17 protein-coding genes are annotated in these 21,543 nt (G+C 41.0%); 7 read left to right on the forward strand and 10 right to left on the reverse strand.

The features are described 5' to 3' along the window. Positions 1-5: 5 nt before the first annotated feature. A complete protein-coding gene (locus IV514_RS11790; protein ID WP_206485472.1) occupies positions 6-1,130 on the forward strand; it encodes a PilT/PilU family type 4a pilus ATPase in 1,125 nt (374 codons plus the stop codon). Between the two features lie 64 nt (positions 1,131-1,194). Here the strand turns inward: IV514_RS11790 and ruvX are convergent, their stop codons facing one another. The 4 genes from ruvX to rsmE are packed head-to-tail and all read right to left on the reverse strand — an operon-like array spanning position 1,195 to position 3,963. Then, positions 1,195-1,629 carry a Holliday junction resolvase RuvX gene (gene ruvX / locus IV514_RS11795; protein WP_206485473.1) on the reverse strand — a complete coding sequence of 145 codons (435 nt, stop codon included), beginning with the start codon at positions 1,627-1,629 and terminating at the stop codon, positions 1,195-1,197. Beyond that, complete coding sequence (locus IV514_RS11800) at positions 1,629-2,183, reverse strand: YqgE/AlgH family protein (protein ID WP_206485474.1); 555 nt, start codon at positions 2,181-2,183, stop codon at positions 1,629-1,631. Before IV514_RS11800 ends, ruvX begins: the two co-directional genes overlap by 1 nt. Before the next feature lie 19 nt (positions 2,184-2,202). Further along, entirely contained in the window at positions 2,203-3,156 is a 954-nt protein-coding gene (gene gshB / locus IV514_RS11805; RefSeq protein WP_206485475.1) for a glutathione synthase, read from the reverse strand. 60 nt (positions 3,157-3,216) lie between these two features. Next, positions 3,217-3,963 carry a 16S rRNA (uracil(1498)-N(3))-methyltransferase gene (gene rsmE / locus IV514_RS11810; protein ID WP_206485476.1) on the reverse strand — a complete coding sequence of 249 codons (747 nt, stop codon included), beginning with the start codon at positions 3,961-3,963 and terminating at the stop codon, positions 3,217-3,219. Positions 3,964-4,225: 262 nt separating this feature from the next. Between rsmE and IV514_RS11815 the strand changes: the two genes are divergently transcribed. Next, positions 4,226-5,206 carry a rhodanese-related sulfurtransferase gene (locus IV514_RS11815; protein WP_206485477.1) on the forward strand — a complete coding sequence of 327 codons (981 nt, stop codon included), beginning with the start codon at positions 4,226-4,228 and terminating at the stop codon, positions 5,204-5,206. An 11-nt stretch (positions 5,207-5,217) separates the two neighbouring features. On the opposite strand, the gene IV514_RS11820 is transcribed toward IV514_RS11815, so the two are convergent. Both IV514_RS11820 and IV514_RS11825 read right to left on the reverse strand, forming a co-directional pair. Further along, a complete protein-coding gene (locus IV514_RS11820) occupies positions 5,218-6,570 on the reverse strand; it encodes an ATP-binding protein (protein ID WP_206485478.1) in 1,353 nt (450 codons plus the stop codon). Further along, the gene (locus IV514_RS11825) at positions 6,560-7,969 is read right to left on the reverse strand and encodes a sigma-54 dependent transcriptional regulator (RefSeq protein WP_206485479.1); all 1,410 of its coding nucleotides are present in this window, start codon (positions 7,967-7,969) and stop codon (positions 6,560-6,562) included. The genes IV514_RS11820 and IV514_RS11825 overlap by 11 nt, the downstream gene beginning before the upstream one ends. Before the next feature lie 190 nt (positions 7,970-8,159). On the opposite strand from IV514_RS11825, the gene IV514_RS11830 reads away from it, so the two are divergent. Genes IV514_RS11830 through IV514_RS11840 form a run of 3 tightly spaced genes read left to right on the forward strand, consistent with a single transcriptional unit; the run spans position 8,160 to position 12,723 of the window. Beyond that, complete coding sequence (locus IV514_RS11830) at positions 8,160-9,464, forward strand: efflux RND transporter periplasmic adaptor subunit (protein WP_206485480.1); 1,305 nt, start codon at positions 8,160-8,162, stop codon at positions 9,462-9,464. Positions 9,465-9,507: 43 nt separating this feature from the next. Then, entirely contained in the window at positions 9,508-10,188 is a 681-nt protein-coding gene (locus IV514_RS11835; RefSeq protein WP_206485481.1) for an ABC transporter ATP-binding protein, read from the forward strand. 27 nt (positions 10,189-10,215) lie between these two features. Continuing rightward, entirely contained in the window at positions 10,216-12,723 is a 2,508-nt protein-coding gene (locus tag IV514_RS11840; protein WP_206485482.1) for an ABC transporter permease, read from the forward strand. Between the two features lie 68 nt (positions 12,724-12,791). Here IV514_RS11840 and metK read toward each other — a convergent pair whose 3' ends face one another. The 3 genes from metK to IV514_RS11855 all read right to left on the reverse strand — a co-directional run bounded on the left by metK (position 12,792) and on the right by IV514_RS11855 (position 16,671). Then, on the reverse strand, positions 12,792-13,979 hold the full coding sequence (gene metK / locus IV514_RS11845; RefSeq protein ID WP_206485483.1) for a methionine adenosyltransferase: 1,188 nt from the start codon (positions 13,977-13,979) through the stop codon (positions 12,792-12,794). A gap of 169 nt (positions 13,980-14,148) precedes the next feature. After that, positions 14,149-14,979, reverse strand: a complete 831-nt coding sequence (gene murI / locus IV514_RS11850) for a glutamate racemase (RefSeq protein WP_206485484.1) — start codon at positions 14,977-14,979, stop codon at positions 14,149-14,151. A 105-nt stretch (positions 14,980-15,084) separates the two neighbouring features. Beyond that, positions 15,085-16,671 (reverse strand): ABC-F family ATPase, encoded by a 1,587-nt coding sequence (locus tag IV514_RS11855; protein WP_206485485.1) that lies wholly within the window; start codon positions 16,669-16,671, stop codon positions 15,085-15,087. Positions 16,672-16,963: 292 nt separating this feature from the next. Here IV514_RS11855 and glnK point away from each other — a divergent pair, with 292 nt between their 5' ends. Continuing rightward, positions 16,964-17,302, forward strand: coding sequence for a P-II family nitrogen regulator (gene glnK / locus IV514_RS11860; protein WP_206485486.1), 339 nt, complete (start codon positions 16,964-16,966; stop codon positions 17,300-17,302). A gap of 38 nt (positions 17,303-17,340) precedes the next feature. Next, positions 17,341-18,612 carry an ammonium transporter gene (locus IV514_RS11865; protein WP_241242369.1) on the forward strand — a complete coding sequence of 424 codons (1,272 nt, stop codon included), beginning with the start codon at positions 17,341-17,343 and terminating at the stop codon, positions 18,610-18,612. 382 nt (positions 18,613-18,994) lie between these two features. On the opposite strand, the gene IV514_RS11870 is transcribed toward IV514_RS11865, so the two are convergent. Continuing rightward, positions 18,995-21,274, reverse strand: coding sequence for a YgiQ family radical SAM protein (locus IV514_RS11870; RefSeq protein WP_206485873.1), 2,280 nt, complete (start codon positions 21,272-21,274; stop codon positions 18,995-18,997). Between the last annotated feature and the right edge of the window lie 269 nt (positions 21,275-21,543).

Below are 21,543 nucleotides of genomic sequence, written 5' to 3' on the forward strand. Positions count from 1 at the left end.
GATTGATGAAATTTCATTATTTTTTAGAAAAAATGGTGCAGGAAGAAGCATCCGATTTATTTGTCAGTGCTAAATTACCGGTCAGCGCCAAAATTAACGGTGAATTACAAGCGATTGACGAGCATGTGTTAACACCTGAAGAAGCATTAACACTTGTACACAGCTCGATGAATGAGAAACAAAAGCAGGAATTTGATCGAGATAAAGAGTGTAATTTTGCTATCTCGATTGATGGTATTGGACGATTTCGTGTTTCTGCTTTTTGGCAACGTGATATGGCAGGCATGGTAATTCGCCGTATTGTCACAGACATTCCTGATGCAGATGAATTGGGCTTACCGTCGATATTAAAAGATGTGGTGATGAGTAAACGTGGCTTAGTACTTTTCGTTGGTGGTACCGGTACAGGTAAATCAACGTCGATGGCTGCACTTATTGGTTATCGTAATAAAAATTCACGTGGACACATCTTAACGATCGAAGATCCGGTGGAATTTGTCCATGAACACGGCAAGTCGATGATCACTCAACGTGAAGTTGGCTTAGATACAGAAAGTTTTGATGCGGCGCTGAAAAGTTCGCTTCGTCAAGCGCCTGATGTCATTCTTATTGGTGAGATCCGTAGTCAGGAAATCATGGAACATGCGCTTAGCTTTGCAGAAACAGGGCACTTATGTATTGCAACTTTGCATGCGAATAATGCTAACCAAGCAATAGATCGTATTATGCACTTAGTACCTGCTGAGCAACATGGTAAATTAATGTTTGATTTGGCATTAAATTTACGTGGCATTGTTGCCCAGCAATTAGTGCCGACAAAAGATGGTAATGGTCGTGTTGCGGCAATAGAAATATTATTAAACTCGCCTTATGTGGCTGAACTGATTAAAAAAGGTGAGATTGGTAGCATCAAAGAAGTGATGGAAAAATCCAATGAGCTAGGCATGCAAACCTTTGATCAGGCGTTGTTCAATTTATATCAGCGTGGTTTGATCAATTATGCCGATGCCATTCATCATGCAGATTCTCCGAATGATTTACGTTTAATGATAAAACTTAGAAGTAATGATCAAGGTGGTTCTGGTTCCCTTTCAGGTGTCACCATTGATGGTTTAGAGCCAAACGATTAAGACATTGAGTCGAGCTTGAGCGAATATCGCGTCAAGCTCGATTACTTTATTCTGTTCTGGTTGATTATTGATACATAGACTCAAAGTAGCTTTCGATTATCAGCCTTGCCGATTCTGCATCAATATTATCTTTTTTTAAATTACGATAGCCGCCATGGTGAAATAATTGGGCTTTTGCATCCGCTGTTGTTAGTCGTTCATCTTGAAATTCAACTGGTAATCTAAATTGATTTGCCAGACGGTTACCAAACTTTTTAGCATCAAAAGTGAGTTGTTGTTCGCTGCCGTCCATATTGAGCGGTAAACCGACAATCAACTTATCAGGTTGCCACTGTGTAATATAGCTTTGCAATTGCTCTTGGTTAGGAATGCCGTCTTTCGCTTTGATTGAACCTAATGGTGTTGCTGTACCTGTCAGCGCTTGTCCAACCGCAACACCAATGAACTTTTTACCAAAATCAAAACCTAGTACAGTGTGATTGTTTGCAGGCTTTGTCATTAGGCATGACCTACATCAGAGGATAAATGTGCCAGATCGATACCTAACTTTTCAGTGGCTTTTTGCCAGCGTTGCTCAATCGGGGTTTTAAATAAGATCTCGCTATCAGCAGGCATAGTGAGCCATGAGTTCGCTTTAATTTCTTGCTCTAATTGGCCTGGCCCCCAACCGGCATAACCGAGTGTCACCATATAATGTGGTGGTGCATCTTCACTGCCTAAGGCCATTAAGATGTCTTTCGAGGTGGTGATCATAATATCATCACTTAAAGCCAACGAACTGCGCCAGCCTTGTTGTGGGCTATGCAGCACAAAGCCGCGATCGGTTGAAACAGGACCTCCCGTTAGCACTTGTTGTGCTAATTCTGGTAAGTCTTGTTTATCTTCGTCAAGCTGCGCTAATAATTCATTGAGTGTGATATTAACCGGTAAATTAATAATCAAACCCATTGCACCATCATCATTATGCTCGCAAATATAGGTGACCGTTTTATTAAAATACGGATCATTTAGGCTTGGCATGGCAATAAGAAATTGATTTTCTAAACTTTCCATAAATTACCTCACAACATCGTTATTTTGCATGGATCATTTCTTCAATGGCATCCATTAATTTACCGCTGATATTAATGGGGTACGCTGCTTCGATCTCTCGAATACAGGTAGGGCTAGTCACATTAATTTCAGTTACTTTGTCACCGATCACGTCTAGTCCTACAAAGTATAGACCACGTTTTTTTAACTCAGGCGCTATCGTTTCAGCAATCAACTTATCGGAGGCCGATAATGGCCTCGCTTCACCTGTGCCTCCTGCAGCTAAATTGCCTCGTGTTTCACCTTGCGCAGGAATGCGGGCAAGGCAGTAGGGCATGGCTTCGCCATTGACAATTAAAATACGTTTGTCGCCATCTTTAATCTCAGGCATATATTCTTGAACCATAGCATATTGCTTGCCATGGTTAGTTAGGGTTTCGATAATTACGCCGACATTTGGATCTCTCTCATTGATCCTAAAAATAGATGAGCCGCCCATACCATCAAGTGGTTTAATGATAATATCTTTTTCTTCTTGGTGAAATGCGCGGATCTGTTCGGCTTTTCGGGTCACTAAAGTTTTAGCACTTAATTCAGGAAACCATGCGGTAAATAATTTTTCATTACAGTCTCGCAGGCTTTGGGGTTTATTAATAATTAACGTGCCTGCTTGTTCGGCTCGCTCAAGCATATAAGTGGCGTAAATATACTCAGTATCAAAAGGAGGATCTTTACGCATTAGCACGGCATCAAGTGTTTCTAGCGCAATGTCTTCACTGTCGGCGAGCTCATACCAATGATTTTCATCATCAAACACTTTGACCTTTCTGGTGGTCGCACGACATTGACCTTGGAAAAGATAAAGGTCATCCATCTCAATGTAATAAATGTCATAGCCGCGTTTTTGTGCTTCTAACATCATTGCCATGGAGGAGTCTTTTTTCACTTTCACTTGTGAAATTGGGTCCATTACTACGCCAAGTTTTATTGTCATTTGTCTTCCTGCTTTGCTGAAAATTGTCTTCCCCATACAGGGGATTAGATGTTTAGATTACTATTTAATATCGCCATAGCGGCATTGTATCGCAGTAATTGCGGTTAATGCCGCGGTTTCGGTGCGCAATACTCTAGGCCCGAGTAATACATCAATAAAACCTTGCTCACTTGCTTCGACGATTTCATCATCACTTAATCCGCCTTCCGGACCGATTAATAACCGTATTTGTTGATTTTCTTTTGGCAAACTCATGATTGAATGTTCAGCCTTTGGATGTAAATTCAATTTTAGTGCATCGCTGTCTTGACTTAACCATTGTGTCAGCTCTATTGCAGGCTCCACTTTTGGGACGGTACAGCGACCACTTTGCTCACATGCACTGATGACAATTTTTTGCCATTGTTCACACTTTTTCTGTAAGCGTTCACCTGATAATTTTACCCCACAACGAACAGAAAATAGCGGTGTTATAGTGTTAACACCCAACTCAACCGATTTCTGTAAGGTGAAATCCATGCGGTCACCTCGTGAAATTGTCTGGCCTAAATGTATATTAACTGGTGATTCATTAGTCACGGCAATAAAATCGATGATCTTTGCCTGAGCTGACTTTTTAGTGACGTTAACTAATTCAGCCGAAAATTCACCTAACTGCTGGTTAAACGATTGTCCGTTAAATAAAGTGATTTTATCGCCATCACTTAAGCGTAGTACTCTGACCGTATGGCCAAAAGCATCGCTGTTTAAATCAATGGTCTCGCCAAGTTGCCATTGTTGATTTTGGTAGATTCTCGGGTTTCGCATCGGCTTCTAAAAATGATGATGGTTTATAGTGAACATAAGGTCAAAAGTATGGCTTTTCAATGTTTTAATTTTTACTAAGCGGTCAAATGAGGTTAATTTTTCATTTATTGTGAATTTTGTTATCATTGCCGGCGGATCAGGGCAGTCAATACCAGTATTGGCTGCTTTTTTATTACATAGCAAGTGACTCAAACACTTAATTCACTTGGTATCATCATCTACAGCGCCAGAATTACGCTCTGGCAAGCTCAATGGGTATATTATGCAAAACATCTCTGTATGCGCACTTTATAAATTTGTGCGTTTGGAAAATTTCGAACAATTAAAAACACCGCTATTAAATGTTATGCTTGCGCATGATGTTAAAGGTACTTTGCTGTTAGCACATGAAGGTATCAATGGTACGATCGCAGGGCCTCAAGCAGGGATTGATGCTGTGTTAGCGCACCTTGCACAAGATGAACGCTTAGGCGAAATATCACATAAATATTCATATGCAAATGACAATCCTTTTCAACGTTCAAAAGTTAAACTGAAAAAAGAAATTGTCACCATGGGGGTAGAAGGCATTGACCCAAGGTTAACCGTGGGAACTTACGTTAAACCCAAAGATTGGAATGCGCTAATTTCAGATCCTGAAGTACTATTAATCGATACGCGCAATGATTATGAAGTTGAAATCGGTACTTTTGAAAATGCGGTAAATCCCAATACCGAAACGTTTCGTGAGTTTCCTCAGTACGTTGCTGAAAACTTGGATAAAAACAAACATAAGAAAGTTGCGATGTTTTGTACCGGTGGTATTCGCTGTGAAAAATCAACGGCTTACCTTAAAGAACAGGGCTTTGATGAGGTCTATCATCTTGAAGGCGGTGTTTTAAAGTACTTAGAAGAAGTCGAGCAAGAGCAGTCAATGTGGCAAGGCGATTGTTTCGTATTTGATGGTCGTGTTGCAGTTGGGCATGGTCTTGAACAAGGGCAATATGATCAATGTTTTGCTTGTCGCTATCCGATAACTGAGCAAGATAAACAAAGCGAGCATTACGTGAAAGGGGTGTCTTGTCCTAAATGTATTGATAAGTACACAGAGGAACAACGTAGCCGTTTTGCTGAACGTGAACGACAAATCAATTTAGCAAAAGCGCGTGGTGAATCACACATCGGTGGTGATATAGCACAAACTATTGAGCAGCGTCGAATAGAAAAATTAGCCCAAAAGAACGCCCAAGCGAAAAAATCTTAAGCGTTCTCGCATTAAAAGATCAGAGTGAATGTTGTTCCTGTATTACATTCACTCTGCACTTTAATGTGCCCCCCATGGGCTAGCATGACTTGACGTGTTAGTGCCAACCCAACGCCTGAACCATTTCGCTTGGTCGTGAAAAAAGGCACAAATATTTTATCAATGGTGTGCTTTTCAATGCCGACACCATTGTCGGCGATTTCGATCATCACATGGCCGCGTTTATTCAGTTTTGCCCGAATATCAATTATGCCATTCGCCTTGTCTTGCACGGCATGCTCAGCATTTTGCAATAAATTAATCAACACCTGTTCCACCATATTTGGATCAATGTAAACATCCAGTGTTGAAGGTGCAATATCAATCGTTAGCTCAATATTTTTTTCTTGCCATGATTGGGTGGCTAGCACTTTTACCTGCTCGAGTAATTCGCTGATGTTAACTGTTTTACGATCGGGTGCTGGTAAATGGGTTAAGCGGCGATAACTGCCAACAAAATTCATTAACCCGTCACTACGGTTAGCAACGGTTTGAACGGCATTGGCAACATCATCCAACTCTTCTGTAAATGTCGGTAGCTGAGATGTTTGTTGTTTTATATCATCAATTAAATCTACCGCTGTTTTGGCTAATGAGGCAACTGGCGTAATACTGTTCATGATTTCATGAGTTAATACCTTGACTAAGTCTTGCCATGCCGTCAGTTGGGCGCTGTCTAACTCTGTTTGGATGTCCTGCATACTGACCAGTATTTCTTGTGACTGATGGGTGGTGATTTGCGTGGTTGAGACATTGAGTCGATGCGCCATGCCATCAATATAAACGTCGATCAGTTTCGTTTCGCCAATCGTCATCGTTGCTAGCTGTTGAGCAAATGAATCATTAAATTGGCTTAGATCGGATAATTTAGTGACGGTATTACTACCAAATAATTTTCGAGCGGCATTATTCCATAGTGTCACTCGTTGATCGCTATGGTAGCTAATTAACGGTACGGGGACATGTTCTACAATGGCTTTCAGGTGTTTATATTCTTCTTCCTGACTCGCCCGTTCAGTTTGTAGGTGGTGTAAAATTTCATCGAATGTTTTCCCAAGCTCACCAAACCCTGTGCCTAAATCGGCTAAAGCAAAACGTTGTGAGAAATCTTTATAGCGCGCGGCATCTAAAAAGCGGGTCAGCTCTTCATTGGTTTTTTTGACAAAGCGAAATAGCTCAGTAAGTAACAGGACGATGACAATGCACATTAACAAGGTTGCGGCATGAAATCCTGGTGTGCTGATAAAATATACCAGTGAGAGTATTGCCAAAATCACAATGACGGTTCGACTAATGATCAATAATGAAAAACGTTTAAAGCCCATGTTTTTCCATCCTTCGGTATAGCGCTGCGCGAGTTAGTCCAAGCTCTTTTGCCGTATGACTAATGTTATAACGATGTTTTTTTAGCGCCAGTGCAATGGTGTTTTTTTCAATTTTTTCTAAATTGAGCTCAATGGGTAATTGAGCGCCATCGTGAGATAACTCAGCTGCTTTGTTGTTATTTTGTCCGAGCGTTGGGGCGGTTAACTGAAAGTCTTCAATCGTCAGTTGCTTAGTCTCTGATAAGATAATCGCTCTTTCGATGGCGTGGCGTAACGCTCGAATATTCCCCCGCCATTCTTGCTGCTCTAGTGCGGTCAGCACATCGTCTGAAACCAATAGTTCGGGTTTGTGATATTTTTTCTGATAGAGGGCAATAAAATACTGTGCGATCGGAATGATATCTTGTCGCCGCTCTCTAAGCGGAGGTAATAAAATTTCCACGGTGTTAAGTCTAAATAATAAATCTTGACGAAAGATACTCTCATCTTGTAATTGTGCTTTGCTTAAGTTGGTTGCACAAATGACGCGTACATCAAATGGGGTTGCTGTATTGGCGCCTAAAGGGGTAACTTCTCGTTGCGCTAACACTGTGAGTAATTTAGCTTGTAAATGCAGGGGTAAATTACCTATTTCATCAAGAAAAAGCGTACCGCCATTCGCCGCCTGTAATCGTCCGATACGATCTTGATGAGCGCCAGTAAAAGCGCCTTTTTTATGACCAAATAATTCACTTTCGAATAAGGTTTCTGACACCGCCCCTAAATCAACCGACATAAATATATGGTCACGACGCAGACTTTGCTGGTGAAGCTCACGGGCTACTAGTTCTTTACCTGTGCCATTTTCACCTAAAATCAGTACATTTGCATCAGTGGGAGCACTGCGGGCAATGAGTCGACGTACCTCTTCTAATGAAGGAGAGTGACCTATCATCGGTTGCTGTGTTGATTGATTACTTGCTTGAACTAATACTTGATTCGTTTGCTTGAGTGCCTGTGCCTCAGAACGGGTTCTCCCCAACTTTATTGCGGTAGATAGTGTGGCGATAACTTTTTCATTTTGCCAGGGTTTCGCGATAAAGTCGGTTGCACCTAATTTCATTGCTTCAACGGCAACATCAACACCGCCATGCGCAGTGATCATAATAATGATGCTGTCAGGTTTTATCGTCAGGATTTTTTTTAACCAGTAAAATCCTTGTTCACCTGAACTTTCTCCTGGGCCAAAATTCATATCCAGTAAAATAACATCAAATGACTGATTCGCTAATAAGCTGGGAATTTGCGCTGGCACATTACACACGCTCACCTGAGTAAACCGTCTTTTAAGTAATAATTTCCCTGCGGTTAATATATCAAGATCATCATCAACGATAAGAATATTGCCTGCTTCTTTCACGCTTTTTACTCAACTAAACTCATTTCAAAGTGTTCAATATCGTACACTTAGTGTTCGTTAACGTACAGAAAATTTATCAATATGTGTGAATGAAATACTCAAAGTTTTTAAAAATCAATTGATTAACTCTTGGTGTGATTATTGTATTAGACCTAGTAGTGATCATTTTACCGCGAATATAACAATTTTTATGAAAGAGCATAATCAATCATTATCTTCAACATCACCACCTAAAAGTACTGCGTCAGGCGCTGGCATGGATCGCAAGTTAACAGCCAGCACTAAACCGGTTAAAAAGTGGTTTATCGCTAGCATTGTTTTACTGGTTGTGCTGCTGATGGCTTATCGATTTATTAATCAACCTGTTGGTAAAGCCTTGGCTGTTGATAGCGAAAAAATTGTCATATCCACGGTCAGTCGGGGCGTTTTTGAAGATTTTATTCCGTTGAGAGGGCGGGTAACTCCAGCAAAAACTGTTTTTCTGGACGCGATTGAAGGCGGTCGTGTAGAACGCATTTTAGTTGAAGATGGAGCATCACTTAGCGCTGGGGATCTTATTGTTGAACTTTCCAATGCATCTTTGCAGCTCAATGTTCTGAGTAATGAAGCACGAGTTGCTGAGCAGTTAAATAATATGCGCTCAATTGAATTGAGTTTGGAGCAAAATCGCTTAGGTCATAAAAGTAATCTGGTGGATATTAAATACCAGATCAGCATGTTAACTCGTCAGTTATCGCGTGAACAAAGGTTAGTAAAATCTGGCGCTATCACTCAATCTAAGTATGACGATACGTTAGACACGTTAAATTGGTATAAAAGCCGATTAGCTATCACGTTAGAAAGTCAGGCTTCAGATAGCAAAATGCAAGAAGCACAACTTGCTTTTTTAACATCGACAGCACAACGCCTTGAAAGTAATTTAGCAATTTCTCGCCAAAACCTTGAAAGCATGAATGTGAAAGCGCCAGTAAGTGGAAAACTTTCAGGTTTTAATGTGGAAGTTGGCCAAAGCATTGGACGGGGTGAACGTTTAGGACAAATAGATACACCGAATGATTATAAGGTGACCGCATTTATTGATGAGTTTTACTTGGGGCGGGTAGATATTGGCCAAAAAGCGATGTTTGAACACTATCCGTTAGTTATTAGTAAGATTTATCCGCAAGTACAAAATGGCCAGTTTGAGGTAGACCTTAAATTTGTTGGGTCGCAGCCGGCGGATATTCGGCGAGGTCAAACAGTGCAAACCAAATTAACCTTAGGTGATGCTAATGATGCCATGTTGATCCCAAATGGTGCTTTTTACCAAGATACGGGAGGCAACTGGATTTTTGTGGTCAGCCAAGATGGTAATGAAGCGGTGAAACGTTCGGTAAGACTTGGTCGCAGAAATAATCAATTTATCGAAGTGATAGAAGGGCTGGAAATTGGTGAACAAGTGGTAACAAGCCCTTACAGCAGCTATCAAGAGATGCAACGACTTAAATTGAATTAATTCAAATTCGATTTATCAGCTATTTTATTCAAAGGAATACGACATGTTAAAGCTACATAATTTATCAAAAACATATCAAACAAATGATGTTGAAACGCTTGCGTTAAATAACGTCAATATTGAAATTAGCAAAGGGGAATTTGTTGCCATTATGGGGCCTTCAGGCTGTGGAAAGTCAACACTGCTTAATACCATTGGCATGTTAGATTCGCCAACCAGTGGTCAGTACTTGTTTGATGGTGAAGATATATCGGGTTATAGCGAAGCTCAACTGTCGGTGCTCCGTAAAAAGAATATAGGGTTTATTTTTCAAAACTTTAACTTAATTGATGAATTAACAGTAGCAGAAAACATTGAACTAGCCTTGCTCTATCACAACATTCCCGCCAGTGTTCGTCAACAGCGTGTGGCAAAAGTGATGGATAAAGTGGGAATTGCACATCGCGCAAAACACATGCCTAGTCAATTATCTGGTGGGCAACAACAGCGAGTGGCTGTGGCCCGTGCCGTGGTCGGCGATCAGTCAATGATCCTAGCGGATGAGCCTACGGGAAATTTAGACAGTGCACACGGTCAGGAAGTGATGGAAATGTTGCAGGCACTGAATAATGAAGGTACTACCATTGTGATGGTAACTCATAGTCCTGCTCATGCAGATTATGCAAAACGGGTTATTAATCTGTTTGATGGTCAAGTTGTGACCGAAAATGTGCGTGCGGCTTAAGGTAAGCGATAGCAATAAGGATTTCTGATGTTTAAGAATTATTTTATTACCGCGTGGCGAAATATTATTAAGAACGGTAAGTTCTCGGCGCTTAATATTTTTGGCTTAGCGATCGGCTTAATGAGTTGTATTTTGATCCTGTTGTTTGTGCGAGATGAAACAGGTTATGACACTTGGTTAAAAGACAGTGACCGCCTGGTTCGTATGCACAGCTTATATACTATGCCAGGGCGTGAGCCATTTTATAGTGTCCGTTCAGCAGGGCGCATGATGGAAACTATTAGAGATTTTGCGAGTAATGAGATTGAAACAGGCGTGCGTTTGATCCAATTTGGTGTGACCGTACGTCAAAATGACGATGCCTTTGCTGAACGTGCCACTATTGCAGATGGCAGTTTATTTGACGTGTTAGATTTGCCCTTCAAACATGGTTCCAGTGCCAGTTCTTTTCAAAAGCCAATGGACTTTTTGATCTCTGAGAAACTCGCATTGAAATATTTTGGTAAAACAGATGTTATCGGAGAAACGTTAACCATTTGTTGTGCAACCGATGCGCCAAGTGATGTAGTGATCACAGGGGTATTAGCTGATTTACCGGACAATAGCCATTTAAATACTAATATGGTGCTGTATTTACAGCCCGCTATTTTTGGTGAAAACAGTGGCGTGTTGCATTCTTGGACCAATCTGAATGTCTATACTTATTTTAAATTAACGCCTAATACCAGCATTGAGGATGCGCAGCAGAGAATTGACTACTGGATGAACAATGAAAGTCCGTTAGTTGATATGCTAAAACAATTTCTTGGTGAAAAAATGGCACACAGCAAAGTCACCGAGTTTGCAAAACAACGCTTGATGGCGGTGCCCGATCTTCATTTACATGCGAAAAAACATGCAGGTAACCAAGGAGACTTAACCCCAATGGGGGATATCGATATGATCAATACCTTCATTGTGGTTGCTATGTTGGTGTTAATCATTGCTTGTATTAATTTTATTAACTTATCTACAGCGAAAGCGAGTAAACGAGCAAAAGAAGTGGCAATGCGAAAGGTATTAGGGGCTTCTCGGGCGCAGGTCGCGACTCAGTTTTTGATTGAAGCGGTATCTATTGTCTTGATTGCATTATTATTTGCTTTAGTCGCGGTTGAATTAATTTTGCCGATGTATAATGACGTATTAGGAAAAAGCCTAACATTGAATTTATTTTCGACCCCTGATCTGTTGTTAATCGTTTTAGCATTAGCCCTGTTTGTTGGCATGGTGGCAGGTATTTACCCCGCTTTATATCTTTCTCGATTTTTACCCGGCCATATTTTAACAGCGAGTAAAAGTGGAGAATCTGGACGATCCAGCAAATTGCGCAATGGGCTAGTGGTATTTCAGTTTTCAGCATCGATCGTGTTAGTGATTGCTACGTTGGTGGTCTATGGTCAAACCAAGTTTGCCAACAATATCGATGTTGGTTATCAAAGTGATAATAAATTAATTTTGGATATCTCCACAGCCAGAGATAGTTTAGCGAGCTTGAAGCAAGAGTTGCTTAACTTGCCCGAGATAACCTCGGTAGTTTTTTCTTCAGAAGCCCCTAGCCAAGATAGAGAAAATAATGATCAGTTTAAATTATTAGAGCCTCATGCCGATGGCAGTGCTAATGAAGCACAAGTGATAAATTATCTTGATGTTGGCTATGGTTTTTTTGAAGCTTATCAGGTCAAAGCACTCGCTGGTCGTTTATTTGATCGTGAGTTTGGCGCTGATACATATGTCAACGTTCCTGAAGGGGACAATGCTGTTGGCAAGGCGAGTGCGATTATTAATCAGTCTGCGCTTACACGCTTAGGGTTTAAATCCCCCGAACAAGCCATTGGCAAAACACTTGCTTTTAGAAAGCATCATTTAACTATTGTTGGTGTGATACCTGATTTGTATTTTCGCTCGATCAAATTTGGTATCAGGCCTAGCGTATATAAGCTAACGCCATCGCGTTTTAATGTTGCAAACTTAAGCTTTAGCAGCAGTGACCCCTCGGCTTTATTGTCAAAAGTTGAATCAGTTTGGAAGAATAATGTCCCACTAGAGCCTATTAACTTGCAGTTTCTTTCTGAAATGATGAGGGCACAATATGATGCTGAGCTCACCACAGCTCGATTATTTCTGGCATTTTCACTGCTGGCAATTATCGTTGCTTGTGTTGGCTTGTTTGGTTTGTCGGCTTTTACGGTAGAGCGAAGAACCAAAGAAATTGGAATTCGTAAAGTGATGGGCGCCTCGGTCAAAGACATTGTGGGTTTATTGATTTGGCAGTTTTCAAAACCTGTGATGTTAGCCAATGTGATTGCATGGCCCGTTGCGGCGTACTTTATGATGTCGTGGTTAGAGCGCTTTCCTTATCGTTTCGATGATATTTGGCTGATCCCCATTTGTGTTGTTGTCAGCGTATTATCCCTGATCATTGCTTGGGTGACGGTAGGGGCGAACACCACAAAAGTAGCAAGGAAAAATCCAATTTATTCATTGCGTTATGAGTAACATTAATGATTAGCTAATAAAAAACCGCTCAGCATGAGCGGTTTTTTTGTTGAACATCAATGAGAAAGTTATAACCCTGCTGCTGCTCTTAGCGCGTCAGCTTTATCGGTTTTTTCCCATGAAAATGCAGTAAAAGTATCATCACCTACCGTCATCTCGAATGGTTCACGACCAAAATGACCGTATGCCGCAGTTTGGCGATACATAGGGTGTAATAAGTCTAACATTTTGGTGATACCGTATGGGCGTAAGTCAAAATGTTCTCGCACTAATTCAATCAATTTTTCTTCTGCTACTTTGCCGGTACCAAAGGTTTCAATAGAAATAGAGGTTGGCTCAGCAACACCGATGGCATAAGAAACTTGAATTTCACAGCGCTCAGCAAGACCTGCCGCGACTATATTTTTTGCGACATAACGACCCGCATATGCAGCACTGCGATCCACTTTTGAAGGATCTTTACCTGAGAATGCACCACCACCGTGGCGCGCCATGCCGCCATAGGTATCAACAATGATCTTTCGACCCGTTAAGCCACAATCACCAACAGGGCCACCAATTACAAAGCGACCAGTTGGGTTGATAAAGTACTTAGTTTCTGGTGTTAAAAACTCAGCTGGTAAAACGGCTTTAATGATATTTTCCATCACCGCTTCATGTAAATCTTCTTGTGAGATTTCTGGGTTATGTTGAGTAGATAATACCACGGCATCAATTGCTACTGGCTTGTTGCCTTCATAAATAAAGGTAACTTGTGATTTCGCATCGGGACGTAACCAAGGGAGTACGCCATTTTTACGAATTTCAGCTTGACGCTCTACTAAACGATGAGAGTAGTAGAGTGGGGCTGGCATCAATGTTTCAGTTTCATTGGTGGCATAGCCAAACATTAACCCTTGATCACCTGCGCCTTGATCTTCTGGTTTTGTACGATCAACACCTTGTGCAATCTCAGGTGATTGTTGGCCAATTAAGTTCATGATGCCACAGGTATCACCATCAAACCCTACATCAGATGAGGTGTAACCTATATCCGTGATCACTTTTCTTGTTAAATCTTCAAGATCTACCCAACCTGTGGTTGAAATTTCACCTGAAATAATTGCTACCCCTGTTTTTACCATTGTTTCGCAAGCAACACGAGCATGCTTATCTTTGGCAATGATCGCATCTAATACCGCATCCGATATTTGATCGGCAATTTTATCTGGATGGCCTTCAGATACCGACTCTGAAGTAAAATAATGTCTAGACATAAACCCTCGGGAAATTAACAAATTTAATCACGCTAATCACAAAAGATAGCACTAATATGAGAATTGTAACCCTAGTTAAAATAATTTTCTACTTTTTTACGTCTAGACGTCTAAAATATTTTTGCTAATGTTGATTTAGCGCAGGAAAGCAGGATAAGAACTCAATAATTTATGGGTGAAAACTAACTAGTTCAAGCTGTTTTCCCCACAATTTTATGAATAATTGTTGCTGCACTTCATTGGCTAGTGAGCTATAAAACTGCTGTTGACCACTGGTTGAATTGTCATTAAGTAAATGGAACTTTTCTAATTGCTTGATCAGTTGTAAGGTGACAGGCGTTGAGGTTTCTACAAGTGCCACTTTATCGCCGAGGAGCTTTTTAATTAAGTCACTCACAAAAGGGTAATGGGTACAGCCTAGCACTAAGGTATCTATATTTTGTTTTAGTAACGGTTGAAGGTAGTGTGCTAATAATTGCTGGCACTTTGGCGAAGCCATTTCTCCTTGCTCAATTAACTCTACAAGACCAGGACATGGCTGAATAACTACCTCACTATCATTTTTATGTTGCTCTACCAATGAAAGGAAATTGCTATTGCGAGCGGTCGCTTGCGTAACTAATATTGCCACTTTTTTATTGTTACTTATTTGACTAGCGGGCTTTATCGCAGGTTCCACGCCAATAATTGGCAGCGAAAAACGGGCTCTGAGTTGTTCAATCACGTTAACAGTGGCGGTATTACAAGCTATGACAATTGCTTTACAGCCTTGTTTAACTAACCAGTGACTAATGGTATTGGCCCGTTGGTGTATTTGCGCTGTAGTTAATTCGCCGTAGGGGGCATATGCAGAATCTGCCACATAAATTAAATGCTCATTGGGTAAATGAGTCACAATTTGCTTAGTGATAGTTAGACCACCTAAGCCGGAATCAAAAACACCGATGGCTTGTGATGGTGTTAACGCAGGGGGTAATGATTGTGGGCGTGTAAGGGTCATTGCATTAACGAGTTCAATAGTGTGCTCAGTTAAAAGTGCTAGCTTTAGCTGATGATTGAAAAGCGAAAGCTCGAAACCTAATTTCGAGCTTTAAATGCTATACCGTTAGGCTTGCGAAGCTAGGTATTCGTCATAACCGCCAGCAAAGTCAACATAGCCGTCAGATTTTAGCTCAATGATGCGAGTAGCCAGACTAGAAACAAATTCTCGGTCATGGGAAACAAAAACCAGTGAGCCTTCAAATTTTTCTAACGCCATGTTGAGTGATTCAATCGACTCCATATCTAAATGGTTAGTCGGTTCATCCATTACCAGAATATTTGGCTTTTGCATCATTAACTTACCAAATAACATGCGACCTTGCTCACCACCAGATAACACTTTGACTGATTTTTTAATATCATCGGCGGAGAATAGCATTCTGCCTAAAAAGCCACGTATGGTTTGTTCGTCATCACCTGCTTGACGCCATTGGCTCATCCAATCAAATAAATTCATATCTTCGGCAAACTCATGGGCATGGTCTTGGGCATAATAACCAATATTATGATTTTCTGACCATTTCACCATGCCTGTTTCTGGTGTTAACTCACCCATCAAGGTACGTAAAAAGGTAGTCTTACCTACGCCGTTTTCACCGATAATCGCGATACGTTCGCCTACTTCAGCCATTAAATTAATGTCTTTTAGTACATGGTTATCATCGAATTTCTTATTAAGATTTTCAATTTCAAGCACATTTCTAAATAGCTGCTTTTCTTGTTCAAAGCGAATAAATGGGTTAACCCGGCTTGATGCTTTAACTTCTTCTAATTGAATTTTATCTATTTGTTTCGCACGTGATGTTGCTTGTTTGGCTTTCGAGGCATTGGCAGAGAATCGTGCGACAAAAGATTGTAGTTCCGAGATTTGTGCTTTTTTCTTGGCGTTATCGGCCATTAAACGGGCACGTGCTTGAGTCGCTGCTAACATGTACTCATCATAGTTACCCGCATAAACACGCAGTTCACCGTAATCTAAATCCGCCATATGAGTACAAACGGAGTTTAAAAAATGACGGTCATGGGAAATAATGATCATGGTAGAGTCACGCTCATTTAAGGTATCTTCTAACCATTTGATTGTGTGTATGTCCAAGTTGTTGGTGGGTTCGTCAAGCAATAAAATATCTGGATCAGAGAACAGTGCTTGTGCCAGTAGCACACGAAGCTTCCAGCCGGGGGCAATTTCACTCATTTTGCCATAATGCTGTTCTACAGGGATGCCTACGCCCATTAATAATTCACCCGCTCGGCTTTCTGCGGTGTAACCATCCATTTCGGCGTATTCTGATTCTAAGTCACCGACACGCATACCTTCTTCTTCACTCATTTCTGGTAAAGCATAGATGCGGTCTCTTTCTTCTTTGACCGCCCAAAGTTCAGCGTGACCCATGATCACAGTATCAACGACAGAATAATCTTCAAAGGCAAATTGATCTTGACGCAATTTACCAATGCGTTCATTTGGGTCGAGACTAACATTGCCTGAGGTCTGTTCTAAGTCACCACCAAGAATTTTCATCAAGGTTGATTTACCACAGCCATTTGCGCCGATTAAACCGTAGCGGTTACCGCCACCAAATTTTTGTGAAATGTTCTCAAATAATGGTTTTGCACCAAATTGTTGTGTGATGTTGTTTGCACTTAGCATGAATTAAAACTACCTCTTTAAAAGTTGCGCGCGATTATACATGAATGCACGTTAATTTAATAAAAACTTTGGCTATTACTTTTGCCTATTATTGGGCGTTAACAGGATTTTGCGCACCATAGTTGTGCTTTGTTTGTGCGTTTGTGAGTCATTATGGTGCGAGTGGTTGGTATCTTTTGTGCAATTTGATGTTAGTTTGTTGTTTTTAAAGGAATAAAAAATTAGGTCTGATTTGTGCATTGGCAATGACACATTCAAATATTAACGATAAAAATGCACGAAAGGTGAGCAAATGAAGTTGATAACAGCGATCATTAAGCCATTTAAATTAGATGATGTCCGTGAAGCACTCAGTGAAATTGGCATTGATGGAATGACGATTTCTGAAGTAAAGGGCTTTGGTCGTCAAAAGGGTCATACCGAACTTTATCGGGGCGCAGAATATAGCGTCGATTTTTTACCTAAGGTGAAAATTAGTATCAGTGTCAATGATGATGTGCTTGAACGCACGGTTGAAACCATCGTTGAGTCAGCACGTACTGGTAAAATAGGTGATGGCAAAATATTTGTTACCAACTTAGAGCAAGCCATTCGTATTCGTACGGGTGAAATTGATAGCGACGCATTGTAGTAAGGAAAACAAAAATGACTAAATTATTTTTAATCGCGATGCTATCGCTGTGTTCGTTTGCATCATTTGGTGCAACGGAGCAATTAAATGGTGCTAATACTGCGTGGATTTTAACGTCTACAGCCTTGGTTTTATTAATGACGTTACCCGGTTTAGCATTATTTTATGGCGGATTGGTTCGCCGTAAAAATATTCTATCGGTATTAATGCAATGCTTTGCTATCGCTGGGATTTCGTCGGTATTATGGCTTATCGTTGGCTATAGTTTAGCATTTGGTGAAGGTAATGCTTGGATAGGGGACTTTAGTAAAGTGTTGATGCTAGGCGTAACCAAGCAAACATTAGCTGGTGATATTCCCGAAAGCTTATTTATGCTGTTTCAAATGACGTTCGCCATTATTACCCCTGCGTTGATCATTGGTGGTTTTGCTGAGCGCATGAAGTTTTCTTCAGTATTGCTCTTTTCTGCACTGTGGTTATTGGTTGTCTACTCTCCCGTTACTCATTGGGTATGGGGCGGTGGCTGGTTAGCTCAGATGGGGCTTTACGACTTTGCCGGTGGCACAGTGGTACATATTACTGCAGGCGTGGCAGCCTTAGTTGCTGCACTGGTGTTAGGGCCACGTAGAGGGTTTCCTAAAACGCCTATGATGCCGCATAACTTAACCATGACAGTGACAGGTGCTGGTCTGTTATGGGTCGGTTGGTTTGGTTTTAACGGCGGCAGTGCTCTATCAGCCAATGGTGATGCGGCAATGGCAATGTTGGTGACTCACATTTCAGCTTCGGTTGGCGCGTTAACATGGGCAGCAATTGAGTGGATAAAATTTGGTAAAGCCAGTGTCTTAGGCGCGGTAACTGGTATGGTTGCTGGCTTAGGTACCATAACCCCAGCCTCGGGTTTTGTTGGACCAGGCGCTGCGTTAATCATTGGCTTATCAGCAGGTATCGTGTGTTTTTACTCTACGGTTTATATCAAGCAAAAACTAAAAATTGATGATTCATTAGATGTTTTTCCTGTCCATGGCGTTGGCGGTATCTTAGGTACCTTATTGGCTGGTATTTTTTCATCAACTGAGCTGGGTGCATTTAGTGGCTTTGGTTTTGCTGATGGCATCACTAGTATGGGAGAGCAAGTATTGGTTCAACTTACCGGTATTGGTGCAACTATTGTTTATACCGCGGTAGTGTCTTATGCGTTGTTTAAACTGGTATCGGTATTAACTGGTGGTTTACGCGTGTCTGAAGAACAAGAAACGACGGGCTTAGATTTAATTGAACATGATGAGTCAGGTTATAATTTGCAATAATTCAAATCATCTATCGTTAAAGGGATACCACAGAGTATCCCTTTTTTATTTCTGACGTTTAGCGCTTGGGGGAGGGTTGTTGAAGGTAAAACGCTTTTTTACCTTGATAATGAATGCGGCGCAGCTAGTGACGATGATAAACTGACCAAATAATAGCATGGAAAGCTTAGGCCAAAAATCAACCTCTTCGGTGAAGATTGGATGCCAGAAGTAAATAAGCGTTAAGTTGCCAGGAAATAATAAAATGTGATAACCAGGTAATGAACCCTCAATAAAATCCCATAAATGCTAATTTAAAGAAAAGGCAATCAAGCCAATAATAGTGGCAATGACACCATAGTAACTCGCATCTTTGATTAATCGAGTGGGCATATTAATTCTGTTAGTGTTTTTTATGTTTTTGCTTAGGCTGTCTATCCGAGAACTGATTATCAGAAAATCGTGTTAAGCCTGCTTTGCCGTTGGCAGGTTTCTTGCCGTAACCTCTGCTACGTTTTTGTCCGGGAGAAGTCTTAAAACCTTGGGCATTATTCTTACCTTTGCCTGCTTTTTTATAGTGTTGATGATGCTGCTCAGCTCGAGATTCTGGCGGCACCAGACATTCAGGTTTTGTCCCAATGAGTTTACGTGCAAGGCCTAACTTGGTTAAAGCCTCTCGAATCAGCGGCCAATTTGCTGGATCATGATACCGTAAAATGGCTTTGTGCAAACGGCGTTGAATTGTACCTTTAGGCACAGGTACGCTGGCACTGTCTTTTTTGATATTTTTCAACGAATCAATTTCGGTATGATACAGCGTAGTCGCATTGGCTAGCGGTGAAGGATAAAAATTTTGCACTTGATCCAATTTAAAATCATTTTGCTTTAGCCATAGCGCTAGGTTGATCATATCCATATCGGAAGTACCAGGGTGTGCGGAGATAAAATAAGGGATCAAGTATTGTTTTTTACCCGCTTGCTGAGAAAATTGGTCGAACATTTGTTTAAATTTGTCATAGCTGCCCATCCCAGGTTTCATCATTTTGTTTAATGGCCCTTCTTCGGTATGCTCAGGGGCTATTTTTAGGTAACCGCCCACATGATGATTCACTAATTCTTTAACATAATCAGGATCTTCAATGGCTAAATCGTAACGCACGCCAGAAGCAATCAGTACTTTTTTGATGCCCTTAACCTTACGTGCCCGGCGATATAAGTTAATGGTTGGGGTATGATCTGTATCTAAATGACCACAAATAGTTGGCCAAACACAAGATGGTTTGCGACAAGTCGCTTCGGCTTTTTCACTCTTGCAGCGTAATTGATACATATTGGCAGTAGGCCCGCCGAGATCAGAAATCACACCGGTAAAGCCAGGCACTTTTTCTCTAATATCTTCAATTTCCTGAATAATAGAATCTTCAGAGCGACTTTGAATGATTCGACCTTCGTGTTCAGTAATCGAACAAAAAGTACAACCGCCAAAACAGCCACGCATTATATTGATAGACGTTTTTATCATTTCATAAGCAGGAATTTTTGCATCGCCATAACTAGGGTGTGGTACACGTTGATAAGGCAAACCAAATACGCCATCCATTTCTTGCTCGGTTAGTGGTGTTGCTGGAGGATTTAACCAAATGCTTCTATCGCCATGACGTTGCATTAACGGTTTAGCCGAAGTTGGGTTAACCTCTTGATGGAAGATACGTGAGGCATGAGCATAGAGCACTTTATTGTCTTTAACTTGCTCATAGGTAGGCAAGTTAATATAAGTGGTTAACCAAGGTTTCTTTTTGTCTTGCCATGATTTATTGCGATGCTGTGAAAGTTCAATCACTTGTGGTGTTTTGGTGATATCAGCATCAATGGCTTGTGCGTCGTTGTTAGCGCTTTGTTCTTGGCAACTACTTTGTGTGATTTCTTGATACGGGCTGACAATCGGTTCTATTTTACCTGGCTTGTCGATGCTACGTGAATCAATGCCTTGCCAATTAGGCAAGGCTTGTTTGGTAATAAAAGCACTGCCGCGTACATCGGTGATATTACTTACATCTTCGCCACGGGCGATACGATGTGCAATTTCAACTAAAGGTCGTTCGGCATTGCCATACACTAATAAATCGGCTTTTGCGTCAAATAACACTGAGCGACGCACTTTATCTGACCAATAATCATAATGGGCGATACGGCGTAAACTTGCTTCAATACCGCCAATAATCACTGGCACGCCTTTGTATGCTTCTTTACAACGTTGCGTATAAACCGTTACTGCGCGATCGGGGCGTTTGCCTCCTTCATTATTTGGGGTATAAGCATCATCATGGCGCATTCGACGTTCAGCGGTATATCGATTGATCATTGAATCCATATTGCCTGCAGTAACACCAAAAAATAAGTTTGGTTGACCCAGAGCCATAAATGCCTCTTTTGAGTGCCAGTCAGGCTGAGCGATAATGCCAACTCTAAAGCCTTGAGCTTCTAACATCCGGCCGATAATCGCCATACCAAAGCTTGGGTGATCAACATATGCATCTCCCGTGACTAAAATGATGTCACAACTGTCCCAGCCTAATTGTTCCATTTCTGCTCGACTCATCGGTAGAAATGGTGCACAACCGTAACATTCAGCCCAGTACTTAGGGTAGTCAAATAGTGCTGTTTTAGCTTGAGAGGAGATCATCATTAATATTGTTTGCTCTTGGTAGTAAATATTGGCTGATTAGTCAGCGCTTATCGTTGCTAAGCGCGCGATTATAGCAATTTTAGCAGTTTTTCGCAGAATAAATTTTGTTACTAAGATAAGAATCGAATTGTCAATGTGATGCGGCTCAGTATAACATATCGCAAAACAATACCTTATAAGATGAAATACCGCATATGATGAAAATAAATATTATCGCTAGTGCTATTAGTCTCACGTTATTAGGTTGTGTGACAACAACAGGTGAG

Source organism: Thalassotalea sp. G2M2-11 (assembly GCF_017168195.1).
In the GTDB taxonomy this organism is placed as follows: Bacteria; Pseudomonadota; Gammaproteobacteria; order Enterobacterales; family Alteromonadaceae; genus Thalassotalea_E.

Excerpts from the sequence above, each read along its gene's own strand:
- IV514_RS11790 (WP_206485472.1), top strand. The coding sequence starts at position 6 with ATGAAATTTCATTATTTTTTAGAAAAAATGGTGCAGGAAGAAGCATCC.
- ruvX (WP_206485473.1), bottom strand. The coding sequence starts at position 1,629 with ATGACAAAGCCTGCAAACAATCACACTGTACTAGGTTTTGATTTTGGT.
- IV514_RS11800 (WP_206485474.1), bottom strand. The coding sequence starts at position 2,183 with ATGGAAAGTTTAGAAAATCAATTTCTTATTGCCATGCCAAGCCTAAAT.
- gshB (WP_206485475.1), bottom strand. The coding sequence starts at position 3,156 with ATGACAATAAAACTTGGCGTAGTAATGGACCCAATTTCACAAGTGAAA.
- rsmE (WP_206485476.1), bottom strand. The coding sequence starts at position 3,963 with ATGCGAAACCCGAGAATCTACCAAAATCAACAATGGCAACTTGGCGAG.
- IV514_RS11815 (WP_206485477.1), top strand. The coding sequence starts at position 4,226 with ATGCAAAACATCTCTGTATGCGCACTTTATAAATTTGTGCGTTTGGAA.
- IV514_RS11820 (WP_206485478.1), bottom strand. The coding sequence starts at position 6,570 with ATGGGCTTTAAACGTTTTTCATTATTGATCATTAGTCGAACCGTCATT.
- IV514_RS11830 (WP_206485480.1), top strand. The coding sequence starts at position 8,160 with ATGAAAGAGCATAATCAATCATTATCTTCAACATCACCACCTAAAAGT.
- IV514_RS11835 (WP_206485481.1), top strand. The coding sequence starts at position 9,508 with ATGTTAAAGCTACATAATTTATCAAAAACATATCAAACAAATGATGTT.
- IV514_RS11840 (WP_206485482.1), top strand. The coding sequence starts at position 10,216 with ATGTTTAAGAATTATTTTATTACCGCGTGGCGAAATATTATTAAGAAC.
- metK (WP_206485483.1), bottom strand. The coding sequence starts at position 13,979 with ATGTCTAGACATTATTTTACTTCAGAGTCGGTATCTGAAGGCCATCCA.
- murI (WP_206485484.1), bottom strand. The coding sequence starts at position 14,979 with ATGACCCTTACACGCCCACAATCATTACCCCCTGCGTTAACACCATCA.
- IV514_RS11855 (WP_206485485.1), bottom strand. The coding sequence starts at position 16,671 with ATGCTAAGTGCAAACAACATCACACAACAATTTGGTGCAAAACCATTA.
- glnK (WP_206485486.1), top strand. The coding sequence starts at position 16,964 with ATGAAGTTGATAACAGCGATCATTAAGCCATTTAAATTAGATGATGTC.
- IV514_RS11865 (WP_241242369.1), top strand. The coding sequence starts at position 17,341 with ATGCTATCGCTGTGTTCGTTTGCATCATTTGGTGCAACGGAGCAATTA.
- IV514_RS11870 (WP_206485873.1), bottom strand. The coding sequence starts at position 21,274 with ATGATCTCCTCTCAAGCTAAAACAGCACTATTTGACTACCCTAAGTAC.